At 73.6% G+C, this 16,448-nt stretch carries 10 protein-coding genes; 5 read left to right on the top strand and 5 right to left on the bottom strand.

Features of this window, described 5'->3' with window-relative positions; all coding sequences use genetic code 11:
* Positions 1-43: 43 nt before the first annotated feature.
* The 3 genes from BJ961_RS04190 to BJ961_RS04180 all read right to left on the bottom strand — a co-directional run bounded on the left by BJ961_RS04190 (position 44) and on the right by BJ961_RS04180 (position 4,954).
* Positions 44-1,216, bottom strand: coding sequence for a VWA domain-containing protein (locus BJ961_RS04190; protein WP_381157896.1), 1,173 nt, complete (start codon positions 1,214-1,216; stop codon positions 44-46).
* Positions 1,213-3,735: a DUF5682 family protein gene (locus tag BJ961_RS04185; RefSeq protein ID WP_381157899.1), complete on the bottom strand. Its 2,523-nt coding sequence runs from the start codon at positions 3,733-3,735 to the stop codon at positions 1,213-1,215. Before BJ961_RS04185 ends, BJ961_RS04190 begins: the two co-directional genes overlap by 4 nt.
* A 109-nt stretch (positions 3,736-3,844) precedes the next feature.
* Complete coding sequence (locus BJ961_RS04180; protein ID WP_271319945.1) at positions 3,845-4,954, bottom strand: ATP-binding protein; 1,110 nt, start codon at positions 4,952-4,954, stop codon at positions 3,845-3,847.
* Between the two features lie 131 nt (positions 4,955-5,085).
* Between BJ961_RS04180 and BJ961_RS04175 the strand changes: the two genes are divergently transcribed.
* A complete protein-coding gene (locus BJ961_RS04175) occupies positions 5,086-6,444 on the top strand; it encodes an SWIM zinc finger family protein (protein ID WP_271319944.1) in 1,359 nt (452 codons plus the stop codon).
* Between the two features lie 35 nt (positions 6,445-6,479).
* Positions 6,480-8,207: a DUF5691 domain-containing protein gene (locus BJ961_RS04170; RefSeq protein WP_271319943.1), complete on the top strand. Its 1,728-nt coding sequence runs from the start codon at positions 6,480-6,482 to the stop codon at positions 8,205-8,207.
* A 253-nt stretch (positions 8,208-8,460) separates the two neighbouring features.
* On the opposite strand, the gene BJ961_RS04165 is transcribed toward BJ961_RS04170, so the two are convergent.
* A complete protein-coding gene (locus tag BJ961_RS04165) occupies positions 8,461-8,877 on the bottom strand; it encodes a cobalamin B12-binding domain-containing protein (RefSeq protein ID WP_007444094.1) in 417 nt (138 codons plus the stop codon).
* Positions 8,878-9,293: 416 nt separating this feature from the next.
* Between BJ961_RS04165 and BJ961_RS04160 the strand changes: the two genes are divergently transcribed.
* Positions 9,294-10,265, top strand: coding sequence for an esterase/lipase family protein (locus BJ961_RS04160; RefSeq protein WP_271319942.1), 972 nt, complete (start codon positions 9,294-9,296; stop codon positions 10,263-10,265).
* Between the two features lie 196 nt (positions 10,266-10,461).
* Positions 10,462-12,189, top strand: coding sequence for a M23 family metallopeptidase (locus BJ961_RS04155; RefSeq protein ID WP_271319941.1), 1,728 nt, complete (start codon positions 10,462-10,464; stop codon positions 12,187-12,189).
* Between the two features lie 95 nt (positions 12,190-12,284).
* Here BJ961_RS04155 and pcrA read toward each other — a convergent pair whose 3' ends face one another.
* Positions 12,285-14,774 (bottom strand): DNA helicase PcrA, encoded by a 2,490-nt coding sequence (pcrA, locus tag BJ961_RS04150; RefSeq protein WP_271319940.1) that lies wholly within the window; start codon positions 14,772-14,774, stop codon positions 12,285-12,287.
* A 474-nt stretch (positions 14,775-15,248) separates the two neighbouring features.
* Between pcrA and BJ961_RS04145 the strand changes: the two genes are divergently transcribed.
* The gene (locus BJ961_RS04145) at positions 15,249-16,436 is read left to right on the top strand and encodes a C40 family peptidase (RefSeq protein ID WP_271319939.1); all 1,188 of its coding nucleotides are present in this window, start codon (positions 15,249-15,251) and stop codon (positions 16,434-16,436) included.
* Positions 16,437-16,448 lie beyond the last annotated feature (12 nt).

The following is a 16,448-nucleotide window of genomic DNA, read 5'->3' as shown; positions in this document are numbered from 1 at the left end:
CCCTTTGCCCACCCGAATCGGGCCGCCCCGGATCGACAAGTCGTCAGCCCGCGTCCGGTATCGGCAGGGGGCGCTTCTCGATCGCCGCCGCCATCACCTCCGGGAAGAGATCGGGCGTGCAGGCGAAGGCCGGTGCGTCGAGCGCGGCGAGCGCCGCCGCGTGGTCCCGGTCGTACGCGGGCGTCCCCTCGTCGGACAGCGCGAGCAGCGTCACGAACTGCACCCCCGCCGCCTTCATCGCCGCGACCCGCTTGAGCATCTCGTTCCGTATGCCTCCCTCGTACAGGTCGCTGATCAGCACGACCACCGTCTCCGTGGGCCGGGTGATCCGCGACTGGCAGTAGGCCAGCGCGCGGTTGATGTCCGTACCACCCCCCAGGCGGGTGCCGAAGAGCACGTCGACCGGGTCGTCGAGCTGGTCGGTGAGGTCGACGACCGACGTGTCGAAGACGACGAGCCGGGTGTCGATCGCGCGCATGGACGCCAGCACCGCGCCGAACACGGACGCGTACACGACGGACGCCGCCATCGACCCGGACTGGTCGACGCAGAGGACGACCTCCTTCCTCACCGAGCGGGACGCCCGCCCGTAACCGACGAGCCGCTCCGGCACGACGGTCCGGTGCTCCGGCAGGTAGTGCCTGAGGTTGGCCGCGATCGTGCGGTTCCAGTCGATGTCGTGGTGACGGGGGCGGCTGGTGCGTGCGCCGCGGTCCAGGGCCCCGGTCAGCGCGGCACGCGTACGGGTGGCGAGCCGCTCCTCCAGGTCCTCGACGACCTTGCGCACGACGGCCCGCGCCGTCTCCCTCGTCGTCTCCGGCAGGGCCTTGTTCAGGGACAGCAGGGCGCCGACGAGGTGCACGTCGGCCTCCACGGCCGCCAGCATCTCCGGCTCCAGCAGGAGCGTGGCGAGCCCGAGGCGGTCGATCGCGTCCCGCTGCATGATCCGCACGACGGAGGAGGGGAAGTAGGTCCGGATGTCCCCCAGCCAGCGCGCCACGGCGGGCGCGGAGGCCCCGAGCCCCGCCGAACGGTCCCGCCCCGCGCGCGGTCCCTCCCCCTTTCCGTAGAGGGCGGTGAGCGCGCCGTCCATCGCGGCGTCCCGTCCGTGCGGCGCGTGACCGGTGCCGTCGGCCGGGCCGCCGCCCAGGACCAGACGCCATCGCCGCAGCCGCTCCTGCGTCGCGTCGCATTCCACCGGTTCGGTCGTCGTCACGTCTCCGCCCCCACCAGGTCGTTGCCACCGGGCCCCGGCGGCCGTCCGTCCTCGCCCGTCGGGCCGGGCCCGGTGGCTCCGGTGCCCGTGTCCGTCCCGGCCTGCGTGTCCCGGCCCAGCAGCAGCCGGACCACGGGCAGCACCGCGTCGGCCCGCGCCGTGTCGAGGCCGGGCCCGAAGCCCGCCGTGGCCGTACCGGCCGCCGTCACGCTCCCCCGCGCGCCGGGCCCGCGCCGGACCAGCTCGCCGAGGCCGCGGCGCACCCCGGGCTCGTAGGCGGAGAAGGTACGGCGCAGCAGGGGCAGTACGTCCGTGAAGGCGTCCGCGGGCACGCCGGTCAGCCAGGCGTCGATCAGGCCGAGCAGCCGCTCGTCGTGCAGGAGGAGCATGCCGCCGCCCGAGCCGCCGCCGACGAAGCCCTCGATCCAGGCCGCCGCGTCCGCGGGTGGCGTCCCCGGGGACAGCACCAGGCCCATGAGCCGCGCCGCCTCGTCGTGAGCCAGTCGGCCGTCGTCCAGCAGGAGCCGTACGGCACGTCCGCGGACGACGCCGGACACGGTGTCCCGCGTGGACAGGGTCCGCAGCACGGCCCGCCAGCGGGAGCGCAGGTCGCCGTGGCCCGGTGCGGGGGCGTCGCCGAGCAGGCCCACCGCCCCGTGCACGGCGTCCACGTGCCCGCGCATCTCCTCGGCCGCGTCGGCGTCCAGGGCGGTGCAGGCAGCCGGCAGGCCGACGAAGACGCGCTCGGCGAGACCGGCGGCGACCTCGGCCAGGGCTCCGGTGTCCGTGCCGCGCACATCGCCGTAGCGCAGCGAGCGGACGAGGGCGGGCAGGGCCTGGGCGAGGTGGCCGACGTCCGTGTCGAGGGCCGCCCGGTCGGCGAGTATCCGCATCACGGGCGAGAGCGCGTCCGGCAGGTCGGCCAGCAGGCAGCGTTCGGCGAGGGCGGTGACCTCGGCGAGGCCCCGCGCGGTGACGGCGTCCGCCTCGGCCCTGGCGGTCGCGGCGGACAGGACGGTCGTGCCCCACACCCCCGCCTCGGCGATCCGTACCGACAGCTCCGGCTCCCACCGCAGCCGCCACGTCTCCCGGAACGTGCCCGTACCGCGCGAGGCGGCCGGCTCGCCCCAGTCGACGCCGAGCAGCCGCAGCCGGTGCAGCAGCCTGCTGCGCTCCGCGTCGGTGTCCCTGCGCAGGTCCAGGTCCAGCTCCCGCCGCGCGGCGTCGGGCTTGAGCCGCAGCCGCCGCTGGAGCCTGGTCAGGTCCCGCTGCAACGGCACCGCGGGCGCCCCCGCCGGGACCTCCCCCAGTACGTCCCCCACCACCAGGCGGTCGTGGACCAGGGCCAGCGGCACGTCCGAGCCGTCGCACATCACCGCCCGTACGGCATCCGTCGTCTCGCCCAGTCCGGGCAGCGGACGCCCGCGCACCGCCGCGAGCGTGCCGGCCAGCCGCGTCGCCTCGACGACGTGCGCCGGGGAGACGATCCTGTCCTCCTCCCGCAGCAGTCCGGCCACCTTGGTCAGCCAGCGCTCCACGGGCCGGTCGGGGGCGGCGAACAGATGCGCGTACCAGCCCGGCGACTCGATGCCCGCCCCGTACCCGCCGGTCCGCGACAGTCGGCGATGCGTCCAGGGCACCCAGGTCATGTCCACCTTGGTCCTGGGCAGCCCCCTCAACAGGGCGCGGTCGGCGGCGACGGTGGTCCTGCGCCGCAGCGCGGGCACGTGCCACGCCCCGCAGACCACGGCCACCCCCCGGGGGAACTCCCGCCGCGCCGCCCGGACCTGGAGCCGCATGTAGGCCTCCCTGACGAGGTCCCGGTCGTGCCCGCCGTCCCCGTCCCCGTCCCGCTCGACGTCGTTCTCGGTCTCCCGCAGCGCTCCCATCGCCTCCTCGAGCGCCGCGAACGGAGCGAGCGCGTCGCCGGCTCCCGCGCCCCGGTGCTCGACCACGTCCTCCCACCAGCGCTCCGGATCGTCGTGGCCGGCGGCCTCGGCGAGGGCGGCGAGCGGATCGCCCCGGACGTCGGCGAAGGAGGCGGGGGCCGGTTCGTCGGCCGTGTCCCGGTCTGTCGTGCCCTGGTCAGCCGTGTCCCGGTCGGCCGTGCGGTCGTCCGCCGCCCGCCATGTCAGCGTGTGCGCGGCCGGGAGGTCGACGAAGCGGGCGGGGACGTCGTGTTCGAGGGCCCAGCGGACGGCCACCCATTCCGGGGAGAACTCGGCCAGCGGCCAGAAGGCGGAGCGGCCGGGTTCGTCCACGGCGTGGGCGAGGAGCGCGACCGGCGGCCGCATGTCCTGGTCGGCGGCCAGCGGGATCAGGACGTCGGCCTCCGGGGGCCCTTCGATCAGCACGACCCCCGGCCCGGCCGCGTCCAGGGCGGCCCGCACCGCCCGGGCCGACCCCGGCCCGTGGTGGCGTACGCCCAGCAGCAGCGGCCCGCCGTCGGGCTTCCCCGCGTCCGCCGCGCTCCCCGGCGGGCCGGATCCGCCGCTCCCGGCCCGGTCGGCGCCCGTCACGGTGTCCCCCCTCGCCCACGGGTCCAGGCCGAGTCCCCGGCGCTTCCCGTCATGGCGGCCAAGGTCGTCCCCGTTCCGCGTCGCGTCCGCGTCCGCGTCCGCATGGTGTTCACGCGGTCACCTCCCGGCAGGCCCGGTAGAAGTCGTGCCAGCCGTCGCGCTCGCGCACGACCGTCTCCAGATACTCCTGCCAGACGACGCGATCGGTGCCCGGGTCGCGCACGACCGCGCCGAGGACGCCGGCGGCGACGTCGCCGGGTCGCAGCACCCCGTCGCCGAAGTGGGCGGCCAGCGCGAGGCCGCCGGTGACGACGGAGATGGCCTCGGCCGTGGACAGTGTGCCGCTGGGCGACTTGATCTTCGTGCGGCCGTCGCTCGTGAGCCCGTCGCGCAGCTCGCGGAAGACGGTGACGACACGGCGGATCTCGTCGGCGCCGTCGGGTGCCGACGGCAGGTCGAGGGAGCGGCCGAGCTGGTCGACGCGGCGCGTGACGATGTCGACCTCGGCCTCGGTGGTCCGCGGCAGCGGCAGGACCACGGTGTTGAAGCGGCGGCGCAGGGCGCTGGAGAGGTCGTTGACGCCGCGGTCGCGGTCGTTGGCGGTGGCGATCAGGTTGAAGCCCCGGACCGCCTGCACCTCCTGGCCCAGCTCCGGTATCGGCAGGGTCTTCTCCGACAGGATCGTGATCAGGGAGTCCTGCACGTCGGCCGGGACGCGGGTCAGCTCCTCCACCCGGGCCGTCATCCCCTCCGCCATGGCCCGCATGACGGGGCTGGGCACGAGGGCGTCCCGGCTGGGGCCGTGAGCGAGGAGCCGTGCGTAGTTCCAGCCGTAGCGGATCGCTTCCTCGGGGGTGCCGGCCGTGCCCTGCACCAGCAGGGTCGAGTCGCCGCTGACGGCGGCGGCGAGGTGCTCGGACACCCAGGTCTTCGCGGTGCCGGGCACGCCGAGCAGGAGCAGGGCGCGGTCGGTGGCGAGGGTGCTGACGGCGACCTCGACGATGCCGCGCGGCCCGACGTACTTCGGGGTGATCACCGTGCCGTCGGGCAGGGTGCCGCCGAGCAGGTAGGTGGCGACGGCCCACGGCGACAGCTTCCAGCGGTCCGGACGCGGGCGGTCGTCCTGCGCGGCCAGCGCCGCCAGTTCGGCCGCGAAGGCGTGCTCGGCGTGCGGCCGCAGCACCTCCGCCTCGGGCGTCCGTCCTACGAATACGGGCATGGCCGTTTCCCCCTCCAGCTGAGCCGGTCCCCTCTGCCATCCACGGTGCACCACACCACTGACAATCACTCTGACCTGCACAAACGCTCTCGCCGGAGGCATTGTCAGTGGGGGGATCTACCTTCGATGGCATGACTCAGCAGGGGGTGCGCTGGACCGCGGACCAGGTGCTGGCACTGGCACCTGACGCCGCGTCACGCGAAGCGGGCGGCAGGCTCGGTACGGCCGGGCCGTGGTCGCAGGTGGGGAGTGACGACGAGGGGGCGGTGTGGGGGCGGTGCACGGGCAGCGGCAGCGAGCCGTACCGGACGGTCGTGGACGTCGCGGACGGGGCCGGGACCGGGGCCGGGTACAAGTGCGGTTGTCCGAGTGCCAAGTCGCCGTGCAAGCACGTGCTGGGGTTGTTGCTGCTCTGGACGGGCGGAGAGCGTGCGGTGCCCCGGGCGGAGGCGCCGGACTGGGCGAAGCGGTGGATCACCGGACGGCGGGAGCGTGGGGAGGGGAAGGCGGCGGGCCCGCTCGGCCCCGCGGCCACGTCCGGTGACCACGAGGCGGCGCGGCGGCGGGCGGAGCGGCGGGCCGCGCGGATCACCGCGGGGGCGACGGAGCTGGAGCAGCGGCTCGCCGACCTCCTGCGCGGCGGTCTGGCCGGCGCCGAACAGACGGGGTACACGGTGTGGGAGGAGACGGCGGCCCGTATGGTCGACGCCCAGGCACCCGGGCTGGCCTCGCGGGTGCGGGAGTTGGGCTCCATTCCGGCGTCGGGCCCCGGCTGGCCGGTGCGGCTGCTCGAGGAATGCGCCCTGCTCCACCTGCTCGACCAGGGCTGGTTGCGCCGCGAGCGGCTGCCGGACGCGCTGGCGGCGACGGTCCGTTCCCGCGTCGGCCTGCCGGCGTCCGCGGACGGTCCGCCGACGCGGGACCGCTGGCTGGTCCTCGCCCAGTACGACACGGCGGACGCACGGCTGACGACGCGGCGTATCTGGTTGTACGGCGCGGAGTCGGAGCGTACCGCGCTGCTCCTCTCCTACGGAGCCGCGGGCCGCGCCCCCGAGCTGACGCTTCCGGTGGGGCTGGCTCTGGAGGCGGAGGTCTCGGCGTACCCCGGCACCAGCAGGCAGCGGGCGGCCCTGGGCCGACGGTTCACACCGCCCGAGCCCGCGCGCATACGACCGAGAGGGGTGACGACGTCGCAGGCCGCCGCCCGCTACGGCGAGGCCCTCCGCGACGATCCGTGGCTGGACTCGGTGCCGGTGACCCTGGAGCGGGTCGTTCCCGTACCGGACGGCGACCGCTGGCAACTCGCGGACGCCGAAGGGGACACGGCACTGCCGCTCGCCCGGTCCGCCGGGAACCAGCCGGGCCTGTGGCGGCTGGTCGCCCTGGCGGGCGGGGCACCCGTCACGGTCTTCGGCGAGTGCGGCCACCGGGGCTTCGTACCGCTGACGGCCTGGCCGAGCGGACCGGGCCAGGCGGTGCCGCTGTGCTGACCCGTCCCAGACGACCGGAACCGGAGGGGAACCCCATGACCAGGACACCCGCCCCCGCGGGAGCGCCCACCCCGGCGCGGCCCACCGTGCCGGGGCCACACACCGCATCCGCGACCACGACCGCGCAGACCGACGCGACCACCGCCACCCAGGCGTCCGCTTCCGGGGCGGACGGGTGGCAGGAGCTGGTCACGTCGGCTCTGCTGGGTACGGACCGCCGCACTCCACCGGGTGGTGCGTCCGGGCCCGGTGCGGCGGCCGCGTTGCTGGACGCGGCGGCCGCGGAGACCGTCCGCCGCCGCGCCGGACTGCGCCCCGCCCGTGCGGCCCCGCGCCCCGAGCCGGCCCCCGGGGATCCCCGCCCGCCGCTGCCGTCGGCGGCCGCCCGCAGGCTCACGATGCTGCTCACCGACCGTCCCGGCGCGGCAGGCGGTGGCCGCAGGGGCAGCGCGCCCGATCTGATGGAGCTGCTGCCCCAGTGGCTGGCGACGGCGAACGCCCGCGGTTACGCGGCACCGCCCCACGCGCTTCCGGCGCTGCTCGACGCGGCGCGGGGGCGTACGGACCTGCGGCCGGCGGCGCTGGCGTTCGCGGGGCCCCGAGCCCTGTGGCTGGCCCGGCTGAATCCGGACTGGCGGTTCGCCCTGCGCGCGGCCCCCGGCGGAGCGACCGCACCGGCCGGTTCAGACGCCGAGGAGCGGGTGAGGCGGCTCTGGGACGAGGGTCTGTTCGCCGAGCGGGTCACCCTGCTGGCCTCGCTGCGCACCCGCGACCCCGCGGGCGCGCGAAAGCTGCTGACCTCGACCTGGGCGACGGAGCGGGCCGAGGACCGGCTGATGTTCCTCGACTCGCTGCGGACGGGACTCGAACCGGCGGACGAGCCGTTCCTGGAGCGGGCCCTGGCCGACCGCAGCCGCAACGTACGTTCCACGGCGGCCGAGTTGCTGTCGGCGCTGCCGGGGTCGGCGCTGGCGGCGCGGATGGCGGCGCGGGCCGCGACGTGCGTGTCACTGGACCGCGCCCTCGTCCCCCCGGCGATCACCGTCGAGGCGCCTCACGAGTGCGACGCGAGCATGGAGCGGGACGGCGTCGTCGCCCATCCTCCCGCGGGCAGGGGGGAACGGTCTTGGTGGTTCGGCCAGTTGGCCGAGGCGGCCCCGCTCGGCACCTGGCCGGCCCGGCTGGCGGGGCGCACGGCCGAGGAGATCGTCGCGCTGCCGGTGTCGGACGGCTGGCAGAGCGAACTGCACGCGGCGTGGTGCCGTGCGGCGGTTCGACAGCGCGACGGCGTGTGGGCGAGGGCGCTGCTGGGAGCGCCCACCGCGCCCGAGGCAGGCGGCCCGGGCGCGGTGTCGCTGGCCGAGCGGGCGAAACTGCTCGGCACGCTGGGTGCCGGTGAACGCGCCGAGTGGGTCGCGGGGTTCATCGCGACACACGGACTGTCCGAGGCGTTCCAGCTGCTCGGCATGTGCGGAGTGCCGTGGGCCGCGCCGCTCGGCCGGGCGGTGGTCGACGCACTCAACATCGCCCGCGACGCGGGGAGTTACCCGTGGAGCTTCAGCGGCGTGATGGGCCTGGCCGAACGCTGCCTCGACCCCTCGGAGGCGGGCCGACTCGACGGCCTGCTGGCGGTACCGGACGAACCGGAGGACGCGTCGCCGGGGGCCGGGGGGTACTGGGCGGAGGCGTTCCAACGGCTCGTCACCACGCTGCGGTTGCGGGCGGCGATGACGGAGGAGCTCCGGACGGGGCAGACGGGCTAGCCGAGCCCCGTCGGCGCGAGAACGTGCCGAGGCGCCAAGCCGAGCGCCAAGCCGACACACACCGTCTCGCACGCACCGTCCCGCACGAACCGTCCCGCCCGCACCGGGACACACGCACCGGGACACACGCCCCGTCCCGCCCGAACCAGGACACACGAACCGGGACACACGAGTCGACGCACCCGCCCGCGGCGCCCACGGGCATGCCGCACCCGGGGTACCCGTGCGGGAGACCGCCCCGGTCGGAGCGGGGTCACGCCCCGGCGTGTTCCCGCACGTTCGCCCGGACCCAGTCCACGATCGACGCCGTGGTCGCACCGGGCGTGAAGATCTCCGCGACGCCCTTCTCCTTCAGCGGGGCGATGTCCGCCTCGGGGATGATCCCGCCGCCGAAGACCAGGATGTCCGCCGCGTCCCGCTCCCGGAGCAGCTCGATCACGGCGGCGAAGAGCGTGTTGTGCGCACCGGAGAGGATGGACAGCCCGATCGCGTCGGCGTCCTCCTGGATCGCGGTGTCCACGATCTGCTCGGGTGTCTGGTGGAGCCCGGTGTAGATGACCTCCATACCGGCGTCGCGCAGGGCACGCGCGATCACCTTGGCCCCGCGATCGTGGCCGTCGAGCCCCGGCTTGGCCACCACCACGCGGATCGGACCGGCTGCCACACCCATCACTGCCTCCATGAAGCGACTACATCCATCCGTACCGACAAGTACCGCACACTTCGCCGCCCACAGCGTCCGGGGAAGTGAACGAACGTTATCGCCAGCATCGCGCAACCGGCAGTTTCGCGGTGCATACAGAGGGGGAAATCACACGGTGGGACACGTCCGCCGCGCACGGCTCCAGGGCGCGGCGGAGACACGCGCACGGAGCGCCGCGCGGCGAGGGCGGGTCGGAACCGCGGCGGACCGCGGCGCCGTATCACGACACCACAGGGCTCACGAGCCCACAGACCACTGATACGGCATGCCGGAACCCGCGTAGGGATGCGCCTCGCAAACATCACCCGTCACCGGTGTCACGGCGCTCCACGAGGGCACACGGGGGACAGAGGCGTCCCTGCGTGCCGACAGGAGGTCGGCCCATGAAGGTCACCACGGCAGCACTGCCCCTTCTCCCGCTCGTCCAGCGTCTCCTGCCCGGCCTGCCCGGTCTGCCCGGGCTCCCAGGACTGCCGGAACTGGCAGGTCTGCCGGGTCGGCTGACCGGACTCTCCATGACCCTCCTGAAGGCGAGCGCCCTGGAGGCCGCGATCCTCGCCGGTCACGTCCTCCTCTACCCCTCGGGGATCATCCAGGAGCGGCGCCCGGTCCCGCCCGTGCCGCCGATCGGATCCGGGGACTCGTGTTCCTCACCGCCCCCGCCGCGGCTCCCGGCCCCCACCGGCCACCCGGTCGTCCTGCTGCACGGTTTCATCGACAACCGCTCGGTCTTCCTGCTGCTGCGCCGCAGCCTGGCCCAGCACGGCAGGCACGAGATCGAGTCGCTGAACTACTCCCCCCTGACCTGCGACATCCGCACCGCGGCCGAGCTGCTCGGACGGCACATCGAGGAGATCCGCGAGCGGACCGGCAGCGACCGGGTCGACATCGTCGGGCACAGCCTCGGTGGTCTGATCGCGCGGTACTACGTGCAGCGGCTCGGCGGGGACCTCCGCGTCCGGACGCTGGTGACGCTCGGCACCCCGCACGCCGGCACCCGTGTCGTCCCGCTGGCGAACGCGCACCCGATCGTGCGCCAGATGCGCCCCGGATCGGCGGTGCTCGAGGAGCTGACCCAGCCGTCACCCGGTTGCCGTACGCGGTTCGTCAGTTTCTGGAGCGACCTGGACCGCGTGATGGACCCGCTGGAGACGGCCTGCCTCGACCACCCCGACCTGTGCGTGGAGAACGTGCGGGTGAGCGGCATCGGCCACCTCGCGCTGCCCGTCCACCCCGCCGTGGCCACGGGGATCCGGCAGGCACTCGACACGGCCGAACCGGAAACCGGCGCCGGAACAGACACGGAAACGGGCACGGGAACCGGCAAGCGCGCGGGCGGGCTGACGGTCGCCTGAGCCAGACACAACCCGTTCGGCATCGAACAAACCTCGAACACAATGCCAAGCTCCTGTGCGCCGGCCCCCAAAACACGGCCGATTGCCCGTTTCCTTCGCACGCGAAACCTGACGAAGATTGTCGTGCCCGTATACCGCCGGGTACAGTCACCGCACTGCTCTGGCAGCCCCTGTTGTCGAGGCGAAAGAGAAGTTGGTGAACGACCGTCACCCGTCGGGGAGCACGACCACCCCGGCTCCGGCTTCCGATGCGGCCCCGACGCAGTACGCGTCGTACGGCACGGGGGAGGCCCAGTACGGCGACCTCACCACGTACGGCGGCTACGACCCCACCGGTTTCCCGGCCGGCGCCACCGACGCCCCGGCCTACGACACGGACCCCCTCTTCGGCAGCATGCCGGGCCAGTACACCGGCACCCACCAGACCACGGGTTCGTACGACGCCACCCAGTGGGACACGGGCAGCGGACAGGCCCTCACCTACGACGCCTACGCGGCCCAGCACCACGCCGCCTACGACACCGGCGCCTATGACACGACGACGTGGACGTCCGGCTACCAGCAGCACGGTTCCGTGACGTCGCAGGCCCCGGGCGCCGAGTCGACCGGGCAGTGGGACACCGGCGCCTGGGGCCGGCCGGACGGATCCGGCGACCCGGCCGACGGGACCCAGCAGTGGGACTGGGGCACGCAGACCTTCGACACGGCCACGTTCGGAACCGGCACCTTCGCGACCGGCACGTTCACCAGCGACGCGCTCGCCACCGGCGCCGCCGACACCGCGGTCTCCGACCCCGCGGCCTCCGACACCGGCGCCTTCGACACCCGGACGTTCGACACCGGCGCCTACGACACGAGCACCTTCGCGACCGGCACCTTCAACACCGGCGCGTTCGCGAACGGCACGACGGACACCGGCGCCTACGACGCCACGCAGTGGAACCCTCAGGTCGTCGCGGCGGACCCGGTCCACCCGGCCGAGCACTCCCCGACCGACGACGCCGCGCCGGACGCACCGCCCGCCGCCGGGCACGCCGAAGCCGCCCCGTACGACGGGGAGCCCGGCGCGACCGGCGAACTGCCCACCGTGACCGACCTGCTGGACGACCAGGAAGAGGTCACGCCGGCCGCACGGATCCCGGCCACCCGCGCCGCCTCCCGCAGCGGAGGGCGCTCCCGTCGCCGCCAGCCCGCCAAGCGCTCCGCGCTGCTGACCATCGCCGTGCCGTCGGCCTGCGTGATGAGCGTCGCCGGTATCGCCGCGGCCTCCGTCGGAAGTCTGTCCGGCGACGACGGCGCGGAGAGCACGGCGTCCGCGCCGGACCCGGGCGACGCCGGCGCCGTGCCGGTGAAGCCGTCCGCCGCCAACAACAAGCTGGACACCCAGCTCACGAGCCTCGCCGCCGGTGCCGACGACTTCGCCAACCGGGCCAGCCGGACGCAGGAGCGCATCGACCTGAAGGCCGAGCAGGACGCCGAGAAGAGGCGGGCGGCGCAGGAGGCGGCCCGCAAGGAGCGGCTGCGCCCCAAGTTCGCGCTCCCGGTCGCCCAGCACGGCCTCAGCGCGTACTACGGCCAGGCCGGTATCAACTGGATGTCCTCGCACACCGGCATCGACTTCCCCGTGCTGCAGGGGACCAAGGTGATGGCCGCGACCGACGGCACCGTGCGGACACAGTTCAACAGCGCCTACGGCAACATGATGATCGTGACCGCGAAGGACGGCACGGAGACGTGGTACTGCCACCTCTCCGGCTACAAGGTGCCCACGGGTACGACCGTGAAGGCCGGCGACACCATCGCGTTCTCGGGTGACTCGGGCAACTCGACCGGTCCGCACCTGCACTTCGAGGTGCGCCCCGCGGGCGGTTCGTCGATCGACCCGCTCCCGTGGCTGCGCAGCCACGGGCTCAACCCGCAGTAACGCCCTGCCGCGGCGACGACCCGACGCCGTAACACCTCGACACACCCGCCGGGCCCGGACCTACGCTCGGGCCCGCTCCGCCCCCCGCCGCGTCCTCAGAGCTTCTCCACCGGCGCGTACCGCAGCAGCAGCCGCTTCGGCTTGGTGTCCCCGAAGTCGATCGTCGCCTCGGCGTTCGATCCGGTGCCCTTGATGCCGACGACCGTGCCGAGGCCGAACTGGTCGTGCGTGACACGATCGCCCACCGCCAACGAGACCGTCGACTGCTCGGCCGAGCCCGACCGGCGGGTGGCGAAGCCGGACCCGCCGGACGCCGAGGACCGGGAACGCGACGACGACAGCGAGGCCGCCACGCCCGAGACCGGCGCGGAGGGCGCGGGTCCGTTCGCCCCGGTCCGCTTCCACTCCAGGTAGGGGGCCGGGATCTCCTCCAGGAACCGCGAGGGCGGGTTGTAGGACGGCTGCCCCCAGGCACTGCGCAGCGTCGATCGGGTCAGGTACAGCCGCTCGCGGGCGCGGGTGATGCCGACGTAGGCGAGGCGCCGCTCCTCCTCCAGCTCCTTGGCCTGGCCTAGGGCGCGCATGTGCGGGAAGACGCCGTCCTCCATCCCGGTGAGGAAGACGACCGGGAACTCCAGGCCCTTGGCGGTGTGCAGGGTCATCAGGGTGACGACGCCGTCGCCGTCCTCCTCGTCCGGGATCTGGTCGGAGTCGGCGACGAGCGCGACCTTCTCCAGGAAGTCGGCCAGTGTCCCGGCCTCCTCGCCCTCGGCCCGCTCCTGCTCGAACTCCAGGGCGACGGCCGCGAGTTCCTGGAGGTTCTCGATGCGGGTCTCGTCCTGTGGGTCGGTGGAGGCCTGCAACTCCGCCAGATATCCGGTGCGTTCGAGGATCGCCTCGAGCACGGTCGCCGGTCCGGCGCCGGACTCGACGACCGTACGGAGGTCCTCCATGAGCGTGTTGAACCGCTTCACGGCGTTCGCGGAGCGCGCGGCCATGCCGTACGCCTCGTCGACGCGCCTCAGCGCCTGCGGGAAGCCGATCTTCTCGCGCTGGGCGAGGGCGTCGATCATCGCCTCCGCGCGGTCGCCGATGCCGCGCTTGGGGACGTTGAGGATGCGGCGCAGCGGCACCGAGTCCTCGGGATTGGCCAGGACGCGCAGGTACGCCAGGACGTCCCGGACCTCCTTGCGCTCGTAGAAGCGGACACCGCCGACGACCTTGTAGGGCAGGCCGGTGCGGATGAAGATCTCTTCGAAGACACGGGACTGGGCGTTGGTCCGGTAGAAGACGGCGACGTCACCGGCCTTGGCCTCGCCCGCGTCGGACAGGCGGTCTATCTCGTCGGCGACGAACTGCGCCTCGTCGTGCTCGGTGTCGGCGACGTATCCGGTGATCTGCGCGCCACTGCCCTGGTTGGTCCACAGGTTCTTGGGCCGGCGGGACTCGTTGCGCTCGATGACCGCGTTGGCGGCGCTGAGGATCGTCTGCGTGGAGCGGTAGTTCTGCTCCAGGAGGATCGTCGTCGCGTCCGGGTAGTCCTCCTCGAACTGGAGGATGTTGCGGATGGTGGCGCCGCGGAAGGCGTAGATCGACTGGTCGGCGTCGCCCACCACGCACAGCTCGGCGGGCGGCACCTCGGCCTCCGGCGGCACGTCGACGGGGTGCTCGGCGGGGGTGCCGACCAGCTCGCGCACCAGCGCGTACTGGGCGTGGTTGGTGTCCTGGTACTCGTCGACCAGGACGTGCCGGAAGCGGCGGCGGTAGTGCTCGGACACGTCCGGGAAGGCGCGCAGCAGGTTGACCGTGGTCATGATCAGGTCGTCGAAGTCAAGGGCGTTCGCCTCGCGCAGCCGCGACTGGTACATGGCGTACGCCTGGGCGAGCGTCTTCTCGAAACCGTCGGCGGCCTGGGCGGCGAAGTCCTCCTCGTCGATCAGCTCGTTCTTCAGGTTGCTGATCTTCGCGCTGAAGGACTTCGGCGGGAAGCGCTTGGGGTCCAGGTCCAGGTCGCGGCAGACCAGCGCCATGAGCCGCTTGGAGTCGGCGGCGTCGTAGATCGAGAACGACGAGGTGAAGCCCAGCTTCTTCGACTCGCGGCGCAGGATGCGGACGCACGCGCTGTGGAAGGTCATCACCCACATCGCGTTGGCGCGCGGGCCGACGAGCTGCTCGACGCGCTCCTTCATCTCGCCCGCGGCCTTGTTGGTGAAGGTGATCGCGAGGATCTGGCCCGGGTGGACGCTCCGCTCGGCCAGCAGGTGGGCGATGCGGTGGGTGAGGACGCGGGTCTTGCCGGAGCCGGCACCGGCCACGATGAGCAGCGGGGAGCCGGCGTGGACGACGGCGGCGCGCTGGTTCTCGTTCAGCCCCTCCAGGAGTGCGGCGGCGTCCAGGGCGGGGCGCGGGGCGCCGTCCCGGTAGTGGGTGTCCCGCTGCGGGGGCGCGTCGAACTTCCCGCCGAACAGATCGTGCGGAACCGGCTCCGGTCCGTGCTCGTCCTCGGGCGGCGGCGGGGGTTCCTCCTCGTGACCCCGGGGGGTCTGGAGGCTCGCCAGGAAGCTGTCGTCAAAGAGGCTGCTCATCGCTCTCCGAGTCTAGGGCGCCCCACCGACAACCGGAGCCACCCCCGGCAATGCCCGTCGATTACCGGCGCGGGCACGCCCTGCGACCAGCGGAACCACCAAGAGTGACGCCCGCGCGGGCCCCGGGGGCGGTCGCGCCGAAGGTCACGAAAATGTATCGGGCATATCACCCACCAACCTTCACAGCGGCCACACGAGTTGGCTACGGTGCGGGGCAGGCCGCTCGACCCCCACCGGCGAACCCCGCCGGGCCGCGCGGCCTCCGCCGAGTCCGGCTGCCCGCACGGCACCGGAGCCGGGGACCCACCGAGACCTTGGGGTGAATCGGCCGCACCGCCCTCGACGAGACGCGAGGACGGTCACACCGTAGGGCAACCCTTCCTCACCACCGCCCGAACCCTCCCCCAAGCCTGGACGGCTCGGGGGCACCCCCACCGCTGACCCGGTAGGCGGAGCACGGAAGGAGTCGCCTCCTTGGCGTCGCACCGCAAGTCGCGTCCCACCGGCAGCCGCGTCGCGGGCATACGGACCCCGGCCCTGGCCACCGCGGCCCTCACCTCCGTCGCCCTGCTGTCCCAGACGGCGAACGCCACGCCGTCGGACGACCGGCCGAGCCTGGAAGAGGTGCAGAAGAAGGTCGACGACCTGTACCGCCAGGCCGGGTCGGCGACCGAGAAGTACAACGCGGCCAAGGAGAAGACCTCCGAGCAGCGCAAGAAGGTCGACACCCTCCTCGACGACGTCGCCAAGCGCACCCAGAGGCTCAACGACGCGCGCCAGGAGCTGGGGTCCTTCGCCTCCGCCCAGTACCGCACGGGCGCCGCGGTTCCGGAGACCGCGACCCTGCTGCTCGCGGACTCGCCGCAGGACTACTTCGACCAGAACCAGCTGATGGACCGGCTCACCGGCCGGCAGAAGACCGCCGTCGACGACTACGTCACCCAGCAGTCCGAGACCATGCACAAGCGCCGCGAGGCCACCGAGAGCCTCGAGACGCTCACCGACTCGCAGACCGACCTCAAGACGGCCAAGTCGACCGTCCAGAAGAAGCTGGCCACCGCGCGCGAACTGCTCTCCGAGCTGACCGCCGAGGAGAAGGCCCGGCTCGCGGCGATCGAGAAGAAGAAGGAGCAGGAGGCCGCCCGCAAGGCCGCCGAGCTGGCCAAGCGGCAGAAGGCGCAGCAGGAGGCGGAGCGGGAGCGGCAGGAGGAGGCCGCCCAGCAGGAGGGCGACGCCGCCTCCGGCTCCTCCGGTGGCGGCACCGGTTCGTCGGGATCGTCGACGACCCCGGGTTCCTCGACCGGGACCAAGGCCGAGAAGGCGATCGCGTTCGCCCGCGCCCAGATCGGCAAGCCGTACGTCTGGGGCGCCACGGGACCCGGCTCCTACGACTGCTCGGGCCTCACCCAGGCCGCCTGGAAGGCCGCGGGCGTGACGCTGCCGCGCGTCACCTACGACCAGGTCGAGGCCGGCACGACGGTCTCCGTCTCCCAGGCACAACCCGGTGACCTGGTCTTCTTCTACGACGACATCAGCCACGTCGGCCTCTACATCGGCGACGGCATGATGATCCACGCCCCGAAGCCGGGCGCGTACGTGCGCGAGGAGTCGATCTTCTACGACGGCGAGTCGTCGATCTACAGCGTGGTGCGCCCGGGGTGACCGGCACGGCTC

It is taken from the genome of Streptomyces lienomycini (genome assembly GCF_027947595.1).
Lineage (GTDB): Bacteria > Actinomycetota > Actinomycetes > Streptomycetales > Streptomycetaceae > Streptomyces > Streptomyces lienomycini.
The sequence above is the reverse complement of the archived record's forward strand: the minus strand, read 5'-3'. Positions and strand labels throughout refer to the sequence as shown.

Excerpts from the sequence above, each read along its gene's own strand:
- BJ961_RS04180 (WP_271319945.1), bottom strand. The coding sequence starts at position 4,954 with ATGCCCGTATTCGTAGGACGGACGCCCGAGGCGGAGGTGCTGCGGCCG.
- BJ961_RS04175 (WP_271319944.1), top strand. The coding sequence starts at position 5,086 with ATGACTCAGCAGGGGGTGCGCTGGACCGCGGACCAGGTGCTGGCACTG.
- BJ961_RS04170 (WP_271319943.1), top strand. The coding sequence starts at position 6,480 with ATGACCAGGACACCCGCCCCCGCGGGAGCGCCCACCCCGGCGCGGCCC.
- BJ961_RS04165 (WP_007444094.1), bottom strand. The coding sequence starts at position 8,877 with ATGGGTGTGGCAGCCGGTCCGATCCGCGTGGTGGTGGCCAAGCCGGGG.
- BJ961_RS04160 (WP_271319942.1), top strand. The coding sequence starts at position 9,294 with ATGAAGGTCACCACGGCAGCACTGCCCCTTCTCCCGCTCGTCCAGCGT.
- pcrA (WP_271319940.1), bottom strand. The coding sequence starts at position 14,774 with ATGAGCAGCCTCTTTGACGACAGCTTCCTGGCGAGCCTCCAGACCCCC.